This is a genomic window from Desulfovibrio sp. Huiquan2017, assembly GCF_017351175.1.
Taxonomy (GTDB): domain Bacteria; phylum Desulfobacterota; class Desulfovibrionia; order Desulfovibrionales; family Desulfovibrionaceae; genus Pseudodesulfovibrio.
In genome coordinates this window covers 50,578-63,216 of record NZ_JAFMPN010000013.1, presented here as the reverse complement: position 1 = coordinate 63,216, position 12,639 = coordinate 50,578, and the positions used below count along the sequence as shown (strand labels likewise).

The 12,639-nt window shown below is 51.5% G+C and carries 14 protein-coding genes; 2 read left to right on the top strand and 12 right to left on the bottom strand.

Translation table 11 applies throughout. From position 1 onward, the window contains the following. Genes J0909_RS12375 through J0909_RS12345 form a run of 7 tightly spaced genes read right to left on the bottom strand, consistent with a single transcriptional unit; the run spans position 1 to position 6,341 of the window. A complete protein-coding gene (locus tag J0909_RS12375) occupies positions 1-768 on the bottom strand; it encodes a hypothetical protein (RefSeq protein WP_207263265.1) in 768 nt (255 codons plus the stop codon). Between the two features lie 6 nt (positions 769-774). After that, the gene (locus tag J0909_RS12370) at positions 775-1,791 is read right to left on the bottom strand and encodes a DUF4917 family protein (RefSeq protein WP_207263264.1); all 1,017 of its coding nucleotides are present in this window, start codon (positions 1,789-1,791) and stop codon (positions 775-777) included. Between the two features lie 26 nt (positions 1,792-1,817). Beyond that, positions 1,818-3,083: a restriction endonuclease subunit S gene (locus J0909_RS12365; protein ID WP_207263263.1), complete on the bottom strand. Its 1,266-nt coding sequence runs from the start codon at positions 3,081-3,083 to the stop codon at positions 1,818-1,820. A gap of 41 nt (positions 3,084-3,124) precedes the next feature. Next, a complete protein-coding gene (locus J0909_RS18560) occupies positions 3,125-3,328 on the bottom strand; it encodes a KTSC domain-containing protein (protein WP_071545329.1) in 204 nt (67 codons plus the stop codon). Position 3,329: 1 nt separating this feature from the next. Next, positions 3,330-4,205, bottom strand: coding sequence for a DNA damage-inducible protein D (gene dinD / locus J0909_RS12355; protein WP_207263262.1), 876 nt, complete (start codon positions 4,203-4,205; stop codon positions 3,330-3,332). Further along, a complete protein-coding gene (locus J0909_RS12350) occupies positions 4,205-5,710 on the bottom strand; it encodes a type I restriction-modification system subunit M (protein WP_207263261.1) in 1,506 nt (501 codons plus the stop codon). The genes dinD and J0909_RS12350 overlap by 1 nt, the downstream gene beginning before the upstream one ends. Before the next feature lie 10 nt (positions 5,711-5,720). Then, entirely contained in the window at positions 5,721-6,341 is a 621-nt protein-coding gene (locus tag J0909_RS12345) for a restriction endonuclease subunit S (RefSeq protein ID WP_207263259.1), read from the bottom strand. Between the two features lie 328 nt (positions 6,342-6,669). Between J0909_RS12345 and J0909_RS12340 the strand changes: the two genes are divergently transcribed. After that, a complete protein-coding gene (locus J0909_RS12340) occupies positions 6,670-7,038 on the top strand; it encodes a hypothetical protein (RefSeq protein WP_207263258.1) in 369 nt (122 codons plus the stop codon). Between the two features lie 584 nt (positions 7,039-7,622). Next, positions 7,623-8,000 carry a hypothetical protein gene (locus J0909_RS12335; RefSeq protein ID WP_207263256.1) on the top strand — a complete coding sequence of 126 codons (378 nt, stop codon included), beginning with the start codon at positions 7,623-7,625 and terminating at the stop codon, positions 7,998-8,000. Positions 8,001-8,321: 321 nt separating this feature from the next. Here J0909_RS12335 and J0909_RS12330 read toward each other — a convergent pair whose 3' ends face one another. The 5 genes from J0909_RS12330 to J0909_RS12310 form a co-directional block, all read right to left on the bottom strand. Further along, on the bottom strand, positions 8,322-8,813 hold the full coding sequence (locus J0909_RS12330; RefSeq protein ID WP_353616774.1) for a transposase: 492 nt from the start codon (positions 8,811-8,813) through the stop codon (positions 8,322-8,324). Positions 8,814-8,969: 156 nt separating this feature from the next. Then, a complete protein-coding gene (locus J0909_RS12325) occupies positions 8,970-9,344 on the bottom strand; it encodes a hypothetical protein (RefSeq protein ID WP_207263255.1) in 375 nt (124 codons plus the stop codon). 13 nt (positions 9,345-9,357) lie between these two features. Continuing rightward, positions 9,358-11,043, bottom strand: coding sequence for a DUF637 domain-containing protein (locus J0909_RS12320; RefSeq protein WP_207263254.1), 1,686 nt, complete (start codon positions 11,041-11,043; stop codon positions 9,358-9,360). A gap of 92 nt (positions 11,044-11,135) precedes the next feature. Beyond that, positions 11,136-11,759: a hypothetical protein gene (locus tag J0909_RS12315; RefSeq protein ID WP_207263253.1), complete on the bottom strand. Its 624-nt coding sequence runs from the start codon at positions 11,757-11,759 to the stop codon at positions 11,136-11,138. A 31-nt stretch (positions 11,760-11,790) separates the two neighbouring features. Continuing rightward, on the bottom strand, positions 11,791-12,639 hold the full coding sequence (locus J0909_RS12310; RefSeq protein WP_207263252.1) for an ankyrin repeat domain-containing protein: 849 nt from the start codon (positions 12,637-12,639) through the stop codon (positions 11,791-11,793).

Sequence of the window (12,639 nt, the reverse complement as noted above, 5' to 3'; positions counted from 1 at the left end):
CTAGCCCCCCGTCCCAACCGCTCGGAATGCGAGGATTAAAATTTGGACAATCGTAACTATGACGGCAACAAATCCAAGTAATTTTGCAAACCAATGTTCGGTCGCGCGATTGATTTTCACTCGCCAGTTGGATCTCTGGGTATTTACCCTCCCCTTGGCCAATCGAAAGAACATGCTCTTAAACCAATATGCCTTCGTCATCGTAGACTTATGAAGTTTGACATATTCCTTATTTACAAAAGCCTGCACTTCCTCTTGACCCGTAAGGAAATCACGCTTTTTCCCACCATTAAGTTCCATGAGCTTTAACATTTTGGGATCATCCACACACTTGTTCCCGTAGATGGCCTGTATCAATGCCGACAGGTTGTATCGCCTGGAATCTTCAATATGGGGAGGCTCTTCCTTCGTGAGGACTCGGTATCGATGCTCGATTGCTTCAAATCCATAATTGATATTGGTCATATTCCAATGAAGCCAGTAGGCATCTTGGTGAGCACCAACAAAGGCAAAAAATTTGCCAAGCATCTTGGCTTCGAGCGCGTCGTAATGGTCAGAGATATTGTCTCTCGCAATGCCTTCGATTTCCGCGATGAGGTGAATGGAAAAACTATGCATCGTATCGCTATCGATGTGCAGCACAGCGATAGATGTCACCCGCGGCGAGTACCCTTCATTTGCGTCATTCAGATTCTGGCAAGAGTAATGAATGATGAATACTGCCGGTAAACTCTTTTTCAAAAACTCGACGGTCTCTTTCGCTTTCACTCTGGATTACCCCCATACAGCGGCGCTTGCACAATCGAAGTAGAAAACGGCCAAGTCGTTTCGTCTTGGGCTATCTCTCCGAAGCAAAACCATCTGGTCCACCCGAGAACGGATACGCTGGTTGGATTCGCTGTTTTCATCCCCATACAATCCGACGAATATGGATTTCACCTTGCCCATCTCAATGGTCCGGAGGATGTGTTCGTCATTCTCTGAAAAAGAAACACCATAGGTGAAGATCGACCCTGAAATTTCGGCAAGGCTTCGCAACCCCTTATGAAGATAGGCGCTATGCTGGATTTTCTTCATTTTCTGCTGGGAAGTGCCTTCCGCCACAAAAAGCGGAAACTTGTTTGCAGCGACCGCCTCTTGGGCCTGGTCTATCAGGGGGACAGTTGAACGGACCCAGGTGTTTTTCTGGATTTGGTGACCAGCATCAAAAAGATGAAGACCGCCGTGCAGGAAATACACGTTTTGACCCCGTGAATCCCCCCTGTCCCAGACCACGTAAACAGCGTCGGGGTCATCGGGATCGTTTTTGAACCCGTCGTTGTTTGGCAGGTCGCTGTTCATCAAAACCCAATACAGCAGGATGTCATAATTCAACGAGTAGAGTTTGCCGCCGGAGCCGAGGAAGTTGCCCAGAAAAAGCTTGCAGGCTTCATATTCCGCAAACGAGATATCCCCAGGGCGTTCGGGGTGCTTGTTGGCGATGGTCGTGACCAGAATCTCTTTGATTCGGAGAGCGTCCTGTTGCATTTGCGCATCGACGCCAGGTGTTGGTCCCAAATAATGGGGCAAAACCTTCGCCCCCGACTCCAAGGTTTTCACCACCTCTTCAAAATCCGTTGTGCCGAGCGCTGAAAAGATTCCCCGCAAATGTTCGTTCCCGGAAAAATCGGCTTGTTCAAACAACGTGTCGTATCGAAAAATATCCGGCTTGAGCGCGATGCTAAATCCGTTGCCAAGCAGTAGATGTTTTTTGTTTTCAGCCCGTTGAAGTGCTTCTTGGAACGAAAGCATTTATTCCTCCTTCCTGTTGTCAGAAATCATAATAATGACACCTTCACCCGCACTTTCCCGGTTAACAACTGCTGCATGAGACCCTTCTTCTGTTCCTTGAGGGCGGTGAGTTGGTTGCGGTGCTCCTCGATTTCCTGTTCGGCTTTGTCGAGGACTTCGGCGATCTTTCCCTGTTCTTCCATGCTTGGCAGCGGGATGTGGATTTTGGCAAATTCCTTCCAACGAAGACTCCCTCGCCTATCCACCGATGCGCTTGTCCGGGTCTGGAATATGTGGCGGTACCATTCGGTCTTCAGCAACTTGAAAAGAAAACCGTCGTGAACGACACCCGATGTTTTGAAGACCGTGTACATGGGGCTGATCAGGGCTTTGTCATGAAGGTCTTGATATCCGATGGACCCCTCTTCAATATGGTTCGTCGCGTAGGCGAAGGCCCCTCTCGGAACAACCTTGTAGGTGGACAGGTCCTTGCTGAAGACCTGCTTTCCAAAGTAGGCCAGGGAATCGACGAGGCCAGAATGTTTGGTGCAGGAAAGCACCGGGAGCGAGGTTTTCGTTCCGTTCTTCTGCGATACCGCCACAGCGATATCCCCGATGGTCGGATACCCCCAGTCCTCTGGGAGGTCGTAAGACTTAGTCTTCTGCCGTGCCTGGGACTTCACAAATTCCCCGAACCGCACCTTGCCCGTCAGGAGCCGCTGCATGAGTCCCGCTTTCCGCCGCTCCTTGGCCTCGATTATGGCCTCGGCCTTCTCGATGGCACGGTCCCAGGTGGACAAAATTGTGGCAATGGCCTGTTGCTCTTTTTTCGGTGGGAAAGGAAGCTTTAACCGGGAAAAACGTTTAACTCCTAGATGTGCTATCGAAGTCGTCTGACTTGCTATGGATGCAAAAACACCAATCTGAAGGCAAAGCTGAAAAAGCTGCAAAGCATATTTAGGATCACATTCTGGCCCTGGTCGAAAACGTACTAAAGTGTTTTGAAAACAGCAGCTTGCAGGTTTTCCTGCATATATTGCTGGGCGGCCAACAAGCTCAAGGCTTTGCCCTTCATTAAGGAGTATGTCCCCCTGGGCTAACTTATAGATTTCATATTCTTTATCTGAAAAGGGCATTTGTTTTATATCCGAGGTGTCGATGAACCCATCGAATACATTGGCAACTCTAAGATAACACCTCATCTTACCCTCAACAAAATGAGGAGAGCGTTGACGACCTGCTTGCACTTGTCCCTGCGAAGAGACCATCTTTAATGGCCAAGGGGTGGACTTAAAAACCATCGCTATACCCATGCTGATATTGAAATATTTACCATTTACTCACTACGATCAGTCTAACAGTGGTAATGATCTTTAATATGCCTATGGAAATATGATCCTTTTGAACCGGCATTTAAAAAGGCGGTAAAAACGGATTTCGGCACACCACAAAAACGGTACCGAGTTGATCCAGATCGAAAGACTACTTCCATTGTCATGGAGACCTCATCATAACCGATGGACCTGATCGCTCTTGAAGACACCGAGTGATGCTGCATGTCATTCCTCCTCTTTTCCCTTGGTTTCAAGCGCCTTCTTTTCCGCAGCCTTTACCCGTCGGGCGACCTTTGCCAAATCCTCATCCGGCACGGGCAGTTCCTCGGGCATGGTTCCGCCCAATTCCTTGATCGTCTGGCGGACCTTTTTGCCGACTTCGAAATGGGTCTGGTTGGCCGCTTGTTTGCCCCGGATGTTCTCGCGCCGTAGCTTCTCCTCGGTCTGCGTGGCACGGAACAGGTTGGCGGCGAGTTCCGTGCTGCCCATGTTGTCGAGGATGTTCTGACTCTTTTTCAGCCCCTTGTGCCGATGGATGCCCTTGGCGTCGAGGCCACCATATAACCCCTTGTACCCGTGGTTCTGGAAGATGGCGAAATCAAGATTGGATTCGACCCCGGCCTGATGAGCGGCTTTCACCAACTGCTTGTTGTGCTCCTTCATCTCCTCACGCAAAAACAGCCGCTTCTCTTCTTCCTTGAGCTGCTGGAACGACTCGTCATCAGCCAGTTCCTGCCGACGGGTCTGGATGGCAAAATAGGTCTGCCCGTTGGCGATGACCGGCTTCGAAGGATCGGCGTTCTGCACAATCAGGTAGCAGGCGTAACGGCTGAGGGCATACGACTCCATGGCCCTCTGCCCCCCCTTGCCCAGGGTGATCATCTCGTGGACCTCCACGAAATGATCGGACACCCGCTGGCCGCTGCTTTCACAGCTCGTCTTGGCTTTTTCTATGACGGGAAGAAAGTTGCGGTATTCCCCGTAGCCAAGCACCTTCGACAACTGGCGGGCAAGCCAGAAATCATCGCCGTTCTCGTCCTGAAGCTTCAATTGTTCAAAGGTCAGATGGTGCGCCTTCTCGACGCCTCGCTCCCTGGTCATTACAGCACCCCCAGCTCTTCCAGGTATCCGGCCATTTCCTTGCGGACTTCGGCCAATTCCTTTTCCAGTTCCTCGATTTCGCCCTGCACCTTGGCGATGTCCACTTCTTCCTCTTCCTCGAAGGTGTCCACATAGCGGGGGATGTTCAAGTTGAAATCGTTCTCCTTGAGTTCATCGAACCCGGCGGCATAGGCGTACTTGTCCACGAATTCGCGGGCCTTGTACGTGTCCACGATCTTTCGGACATCTTCGGGGCGCAGCTTGTTCTGGTTCTTGGCGTCGGCGTATTCCCGGCTTGCGTCGATGAACAGGACATCCTTGTCGGGCCGGTTGCGCTTGAACACCAGGATGGCCGCCGGGATGCCCGTGCCGAAGAACAGGTTCGCGGGCAGGCCGATGACCGCGTCCAGAAGGTTTTCCTCGATGAGTTGCTGCCGGATCTTGCCTTCCGCGCCGCCCCGGAAAAGTACGCCGTGCGGCACGACCACGCCTACCCGCCCGGACTCCAGGGTGGTGGTCTCGATCATGTGTGAGATGAAGGCGTAATCCGCCTTGGACTTCGGCGGCAGGCCGCGGTGGAAACGGTTATGGGGGTCGCTCTGGGCTGTCTTGTAGCCCCACTTGTCGAGGGAGAAAGGCGGATTCGCCACCACTACCTCGAACTTCATGGTGGTGTCGTCCTCGATCAGCTTGGGTTCACGCAGGGTGTCGCCCCATTCCACCCTGGCCCGGTCCATGCCATGCAGAAACATGTTCATCTTGGCGAGCGCCCAGGTCTCGCCGTTGATCTCCTGCCCGTACAGGGAAAAATCCTCGGACGTCCGGCGGACCCTGTTGCCGCACTTGATGAGCAACGAGCCGGAACCGCAGGCGGGATCGCAGATTCGTTCGCCGGGCTGGGGATCGACCAGTTCCGCGATCAGCTCCGAGACCTCCGGCGGCGTGTAGAATTCCCCGGCCTTCTTGCCCGCACCAGCGGCGAAGTTGGCGATGAGATATTCATAGGCATTGCCGATGACATCCAGATTGCCCACCCGCGACGGCCGCAGGTCCAGGCGAGGATCGTTGAGGTCCTCCAGGAACTTTTTCAGACGGCGGTTACGGTCCTTGGTCTTGCCGAGATTCGCCTCGGAATTGTAGTCGATATTGCGGAAGACGCCCTGCAACTTGGCACGGTTCGCATCTTCGATCTTCTCAAAGGTGGTGTTGATGACCTCGCCCACATTGGTGGCGTTGCGCTGATCGAAAAGGTCATAGAAGGTGCACCCTGCCGGCATGACGAAACGCTCCCTGGCCAGACGGCGTTCGATGCGCTCCTTGTCGCCCTTGAACTGCTGGCTCAACTCGTCATACCGCTCGCGGTAAACGTCCGAGAGGTACTTCACGAAAAGCATCGCCAGGATATAATCCTTGTACTGACTGGCGTTGAGGATGCCCCGGAAGGTGTCGCACGCCTTGAAAAGGATATCGTTGATCTCTTTCTGGTTCACTTTGGTGGCGGTCATATTTTCTCCGTTAATTTTTCTCTTGTGATGCGGCATCCAGTATCTCGGACAACAGCAGTTCCCGCTGCTCCATGACCCGTTCCGTCAGAATTTTTTCTCGCAAAGCACATTGGTAGACCTTGGCTATCAGTGCTTGCCTTTCGAGCGGCGGCACCGGAACCGGAAGTGCTTCCAACGTCTTTCGGGTGATGTGCGGCAGGGCCGTCCCGGCCGCGCACTGCCCATAATATCGCTGGGCCTCCTTGCCGTTCAGGAACCAGGCCAGATAATCCGGGCGCACCAACGCGGGGTTGGCCTTGATAATGAAAAAATGCGGTGCGGCCACGGCTTTTTCAAGCGGCTTGTCGACCAGCGCTCCGAAAAATCGCATCCCGCGGTTTACGAAAAGGATATCCCCTTCTTCCAGAAAGGTCGGGCGGCGGCGCCCAGTGGGTACGACCTTGGGCAACCGCTTCTCGTTCACGCCCAAGACAGGGTCCACATTCTTAAGCTGGACCACGGATATCGTGCCTTCCGGATCGTGTTCAATCCTGCCCCGAAACGGATGCCCGGCGAACATTTTCGCCACGCGCTTCAAGGGGGCCGATTGGCATTTTGAGTGCACCAAGTTGTTTGTTTTTTCTCGAATCATGTGTTTCGATATAAGCAAGCGGGGCCGACTCGTCAAGTGCAGTTTTGGTTTTGATGCAAAAAAATCACCATTAGATGATAGCTTATATTCAATCGGCCTGCTGCCCCCCCCCTGGCGCAGCAGCTCTGTGAATCCTCTTATCTAATACAACTTGATATTGCACTGTTATGTATTAGAATTCTTAGCCAAAAAGCGAAGAAAAGAGGCGACACCATTCGTAGGTGAGGTATCGCCCCTCGTGTACGACTATGCCTACCCGCGCAAAGCGCGCACTGGCAACCCTTCAATAAAAAGGTTACGAGTTTAAAGAATGACTAAAGGAGGTTGTATGAAAATTGACATGGGGAACTACGAAGTCTGGTTTGTGACAAATATTGGAAGTCAACTTGACCGCGCGCAGGATTTTTATGACTTTCTAACGAATGACGGTATGACCACTGCAGAGGGCGAAGTATATGGGAGAATACTCATTACAGATAGTGACCAGACGCCACTTGCCAATCTGTTAAAGACACCGCCTTTCGTAAACGGCAAATCACGACATGGCATAAGCTTTACTCGAAGCACCATACAGAGCCAAATACCAGCTGAATTTTATACCTGTGCAAGGGAAGGGCGTCCTGCAATAGACCCAGAAGATATTCAAATAATTCTTTGTGCTATTCATAAGGGGTCCCTGGCAGGATATACCCCTTAATTCAATGCCCCAATTTCGGAACTCATAATATCTGGCGATAGAAAGATTCTCGATTAAGGGCGCTGTGATCTAAGGGTAAAAGCCGTCCTATCTCTCTTCACCCCCCTCGAATAATATAGAATAAATTCAGCCCAGTAGTTTGCACAGGCTTTAATTGAGATTAAATTTTTTCCACATTGGGACAGATAGCGTAGGATTGTGAATAGCTTTTCCCCGTGGCTCGCCCGTGGCTCCATGCGTGTCAAACGTGCTTTTCGTGGTGTTGGTGGCGTTTTCAAGTAGCTGAAATCACGTAGGTAAGCGGCCTCCCTTGGTTTTCAGTATACCCTCTCACGCCGGCAACAGGGGTTCAAACCCCCTTGGGGACGCCAAGACAAATCAACGGGTTACATCGTAAGATGTAGCCCGTTTTTTGTTTGCGTGTCGATTTACGTGTCGATGAACGCGAAAAAGCCCAGGAATCCAGTGGTTCCGGGGCCTTCTACTACCTTGCAGGATTACATTTATAGGGGTACTTGATATAGAGGGTATGGTTTTAGGGGCGGTAGTTGATGGCGTGTTACGGCATTCAGAGAAGGTTTCCCATGAAATTTAGGTTAACTATTGGATTTGTGCTCCTTGCTTTGTTCTTGTGCATTGGGTCAATTGCTGCGGAGGCCGCTTGTACTGTTGTTTGCAACGTAGAGTATGCAGTCAATTACGGATGGTCTGAGAAGTTCAAGCGTGAGATTGATTTCTATACTGGCCAAGAGCTAAATGAGGCAACAAACAGCTATTCCTACGAGTACTTCGTGACCTATGCCTTGATTTGGTTTGACCAAGACCAGGTCGCCATAGTTAAACTTAGTCGGAACGCTATTGGTGGTGCAGATGAGCTAAGCGTGGAGTCTTTACTTATCTCACCAGTCGAAGGAGTTGATAAATCGGGTAGAACGTGGAGATTCTCAACACCACTCTATTGATCATGAAAGCAAAGGCCCTGGAACATCAACATTCCAGGGCCTTTCATTATTCACCAAAGACATCTTCAAGGACGTTCTCGGTGATGCCTAGCCGATGTAGACACCGTGTAGTGGTCATAGGGTTCTTGTGCCGCAAGATGGCTTGAATGGTGGGTATGTCTACGCCCTCCTGCGCCAGTATCGGGGGTAATTAGGGGGACACCTCCCTAATTTTCTTTCTTGGGCCAGGTTTTTTGGGTCTTACATCCTTCCCCAATAGCGACTGCAATTTGTCGAAGAACGGATTGCCTCCCAGAGGACGGCCTGTACGCCCGTGCCCTCTTAACAAGTCACGGTCGCGATCACTGGTATCCTCAAAAAACCCTCCCAACCATCAACCAACGACAGCAATGGAGCCGTTTTCACAAGCACATCGTCCTTACCTGTCAAATGCGCTCGGGCGCTGCTCCATCGATAGTCTGCGGCTTTTGGGACCATCCCCGCCCTAACCGGGTTTCGCTCTACATATCGGGCGGCGGCGATAAGATACTTTTCATCCATTGCAAAGGAAGAAAACCTCCCTTGCCATAGATGTCCCGTCCATTTTTCACGTTTATTGATTCGGCAAGTGTAGCGTTTATGCGCTTCGCCAATAGCCAAACTCAGGCCCTGCTCGGTTTTCGGCGTGGCAATTAAATGGACATGATTTGTCATCAAGCAATATGCCCATATTTCGACTTCATGCTTGTCACACCAAAAGCGCATGCTCTCCAAATAATGAATGTAATCATCATCCTTGAAAAAAGTCGGAAGGCGTCGGTTCCCACGCTGAATAATGTGATGGGGTGCTCCTGGAACTACTATCCGTGCAATTCTTGGTATGCCACTTCATATCAACGCCACTTATTCAACGTCAACAATTATGGAGGTATCCCCCTAATCCTATCCCCCTAATCCACCGATCTAACAATTGTGCTAGCTACCCTTTAATCACCGCTCGTCGATCAACGTCTGCAAATCATTTATATGTTCACCGCGCTCTTTGTAATACACGGATTCAATACAATTAATACTTTCATTGATTTTTTCAACAGCATATCCTATGTCCAATTCATCAATATGCATTATATTTGGATATGGGAGTTGCAAGCTCTTAATATGTTGTTTAATTCCACAAAAAATTCCCCAACACATCAATCTTCCCCATTCCCCATGGACAATGCTATCCGTGTCTATCTTCCACCACAATCTATCGAGCCACTCGCACGATAACCCATCTTTGTTGTTCCACATGATACAATCACCAATTAATATTTCATTTGGCCATTGATTTTTCACATCATTGAATATTTCTGTAAGACGCATCGCTTCTATCTCGCTATTTATCAATTTTCAGTACTTTACCATCAAGATCAACAGTTATTTTATTGCTACGAGATGGAGTTTTCCCCTTCTTCAATCCCACTTTCCACTCTCCAGTCTTGCCCGTATGGGTTGAATTACTTTTTTCATATATTGCACCAGAGTCTTTATGCTGCCATCTGCCACCACCAAGCGGGTTAAACAAGTCGCCTTGGTTATCCGGCGTGGCAATCACATCCCCTTTCTTAGCTGTCAGAGGATTGTTGTGAGTTATCTCCTTGGCTTTCGACCCAGGATTACTACCCTGAGTAATAACACCACTGTCATCAACCTGACCACTCTGATCTTCGGTTACCGTGCCGGGCTCAGAACCTTCCCCGTTATCTGGAGTCGTGATTGGACCGGTGTCAACATCGACATCGCTAGGCGAACCTTCCAAGGAGGTGTCAACGCCCAGGGTTTCCTCTATGCCAGGTATCTCCTCAACCTGCTGCCGATCTTCATCGGACAGCATCCCCATCCAACCGGATATTGTCTCTTTTACCGCATCAACCCCCTCAGCAATTGCCCTCTTGAGTTGTTGTTTTTGTTCTTCGGGTGTTAGGGCGTACGTACAACCGACGACTACGACCGATACTACCAGCAGCTCAGGGTTAGCTGCAAAAAAGGCCGCCATACCTGCAGCCTCTGCAGCGGCGTTATTTCTTGCGGCATTACCACCTGAATTAGCAGCAGCGCTAAAATCCTTCCCTGCAACAGCCGCCGCCAATCCGGCAGAAAGCTTGGATAGATCCACGCCCGCGTCAATCCACTGCTTGGCTTGGACGGGAGAGATGTAGCCACTGAGCATTGCATCCTCAACCTGATCAGCCAATATCTCTCCGGTTATCTCCCCGGTCACACCGCCGATGGCCCCCGACACGCCGTCTCCACCCATGGCGAGGTCCATGGCTCCCCCCAGGGCTGCGTGAGCTATTTTGTGGGAGACGTAATCAAGATCCCCATTACCGTGATCGTAGGCTTCTCCAATCTCATGGGCGAGTTCAGCCCCCAGAGTGGACACCGCCGCAGCCCGCATATTCGCCAGCAGGTTCTCGCCCAGGTTTCCGCCATTGATGGCGGTGCCCACGCCGGTGTTGACGCCCGCCTGGATGGCGTTCTGCTTCAGCTTCTGGGCGAGGTCGGCAATGAACTTATCCATGCCGGTGGCGCCCTTGGCGGCACCGTCACCGACGAATTCCTTCATGAAATCCGTGTCCGATATCCCCTCCATCAGTCCGGCGGTGAGCATGGCCGTGGCCAGGGCGCGCACGGTGTCCATGGAGGCCAGGGCCTCGAGCGCGGCCCCGATGTCGCCGCCGTTGCCCACGACCTGCATGCCCGCCTGCATGACCAGGGAGTTAAAACCGGCCGCCACGGCGGCGGTCATGGCTGAATCACTTGCCATGTGAAGCACGCCCGTGGCGAAGCCTTGCCCGCCCGGAGTGAACGACAACGCTACAGCCATGGCCAGGGACACAAGCTGCATGCCCGGCCCGCCGATGCCGCTGTCGGTCTTCTTCCAGTGCTCGTGCACTTCCTGCACGGCCTGCCAGTTTACATCGTCGCGATCGGCGATCTCGGCCATCCATTCCAAGCCTGGAGCCTGGGCCAGCTGGGCGATGTCCTCCTGGACGTTGCCGGTCTCCTTGTACTGGACCACCACGCCCTCGGCAGTGGTGATGGAATCAAGCCCAAAAGCAAAAAGCCCGAGCTGAGCCGGGCTTTTTGCTTTTTATGCACTAGGATTCGGATTTACTGTTCCGACGGGAAATAACGGATGGTCTTCATGGCCTCATAGGCTTTGGTCACGTTTTCCTTGTTCATGGGCCATTTGTCAGTCTTCATGTATTCACGCTTGGAGCGCCAGGCCAGATAGACCTTGGCGAAGGACTGCTTCACTTGGCTGACGTAGAGAAAGCCGCTTTCAGTGTTGTAGCCATCTTTGACCAGCGGTTCGGCGAGATCCGTACACAAGTAGGTCAGGATGGCAGCACCGTCTTCCGCGCCCGCCAGGGTGACCTTTGCCTTGACCTTGCAGCCCATGGACAAGGCGTTGATCGACTCCTGGATAAATCGCTTCATATCGTACTTTGGCAGATAAAAGCCATACACGCCGTACAGCTGTTTCCAGCCGTCGAATTCCTGCTCTTTGGGAATCTGCTCCAACGAGAACAGGTTCTTTTGCTGGCTCTGCGACGTCTTGGTGTTGGCCATGTCCTTGATCTCTTTTACCCATGGGGCAGGAGGAAAGGAGAGAACGCCTTGGTACAATTTGATGGCCTGCGTCATGTTACCAACGTCCTGCGCCGACGCGGCCGAGCCGGCAAAAAGAGCAACGAACAAGACAACGGTCATCGCGAGATAAACATCTTTCATTGGAAAGTTCCTTGGTTGAAATGGGAAAGCGCTATCGCCGGTTAAGCAGCTTGAGGATGCCGGGCGGCGTGGTGTCCAGTACAGCTGGCCGCTTTTCTTGCGGAAGAAAATCAAAACTCATCCCTTTTTTTTCAAGAAAATCGACACACCGCCAGAACCACAGACTCGAAGGATATTGCTTGGTTCCATCAGCGTCTTTGATATAAGATGATTTTATAGAATAAAAGACGTCACCCATTTTATTCGTAGAAGAATAATCTACGCCTTGAGTCAGCAAGAAAAAAGCTATTTCAAAAGCTCCTGCAGTGACCGCACGATCCACCAACGGCACATCATACTTATTTTTGTAGTCTATTTCCGCACCGGCATTGTACAACAAGGCAAAGGCTTCATGCCTATACTTCTTCAAATAGGCGACGGCATACTCTATCGGCCTATTCCCATTGCTTGGCCTTTCAACGTTGGGGTCGCCTCTCCCAATTTCCAATGCCATCTGTAGATATTGAACGCCGACATCGTCTGTAACGCGACATATCCAATGAAGTAACGTATCTCCATCATTCCAATGGATATTGGGATCAGATCCTAACTCCATTAGTCGTCGGAATCCTTCCTTGTTCGGATGCTGAATAACCCAAGTTGGAAGAGTCACCCCATATGTGCCACGCGCATTGACATCCGCTCCACGGGCCACCAGTCTGTCCATACGCTCGACGTCCCCATCGGCAGCGGCCAGAGCCAGCGCCTGGGCCTTCATGTCACCGGGAAACATTTCCCTCACGTGCATGGCGTAGAGAGGAAGCCCCTCGGGATTGCGAAAGGCGCAGGCCGAAGAAGACAGCATCAGTATCACCAAGAGGGCACAATTCAGTTTGCCCAT

Excerpts from the sequence above, each read along its gene's own strand:
- J0909_RS12370 (WP_207263264.1), bottom strand. The coding sequence starts at position 1,791 with ATGCTTTCGTTCCAAGAAGCACTTCAACGGGCTGAAAACAAAAAACAT.
- J0909_RS12365 (WP_207263263.1), bottom strand. The coding sequence starts at position 3,083 with ATGGGTATAGCGATGGTTTTTAAGTCCACCCCTTGGCCATTAAAGATG.
- J0909_RS18560 (WP_071545329.1), bottom strand. The coding sequence starts at position 3,328 with ATGCAGCATCACTCGGTGTCTTCAAGAGCGATCAGGTCCATCGGTTAT.
- dinD (WP_207263262.1), bottom strand. The coding sequence starts at position 4,205 with ATGACCAGGGAGCGAGGCGTCGAGAAGGCGCACCATCTGACCTTTGAA.
- J0909_RS12350 (WP_207263261.1), bottom strand. The coding sequence starts at position 5,710 with ATGACCGCCACCAAAGTGAACCAGAAAGAGATCAACGATATCCTTTTC.
- J0909_RS12345 (WP_207263259.1), bottom strand. The coding sequence starts at position 6,341 with ATGATTCGAGAAAAAACAAACAACTTGGTGCACTCAAAATGCCAATCG.
- J0909_RS12340 (WP_207263258.1), top strand. The coding sequence starts at position 6,670 with ATGAAAATTGACATGGGGAACTACGAAGTCTGGTTTGTGACAAATATT.
- J0909_RS12335 (WP_207263256.1), top strand. The coding sequence starts at position 7,623 with ATGAAATTTAGGTTAACTATTGGATTTGTGCTCCTTGCTTTGTTCTTG.
- J0909_RS12325 (WP_207263255.1), bottom strand. The coding sequence starts at position 9,344 with ATGCGTCTTACAGAAATATTCAATGATGTGAAAAATCAATGGCCAAAT.
- J0909_RS12315 (WP_207263253.1), bottom strand. The coding sequence starts at position 11,759 with ATGAAAGATGTTTATCTCGCGATGACCGTTGTCTTGTTCGTTGCTCTT.
- J0909_RS12310 (WP_207263252.1), bottom strand. The coding sequence starts at position 12,639 with ATGGGCAAACTGAATTGTGCCCTCTTGGTGATACTGATGCTGTCTTCT.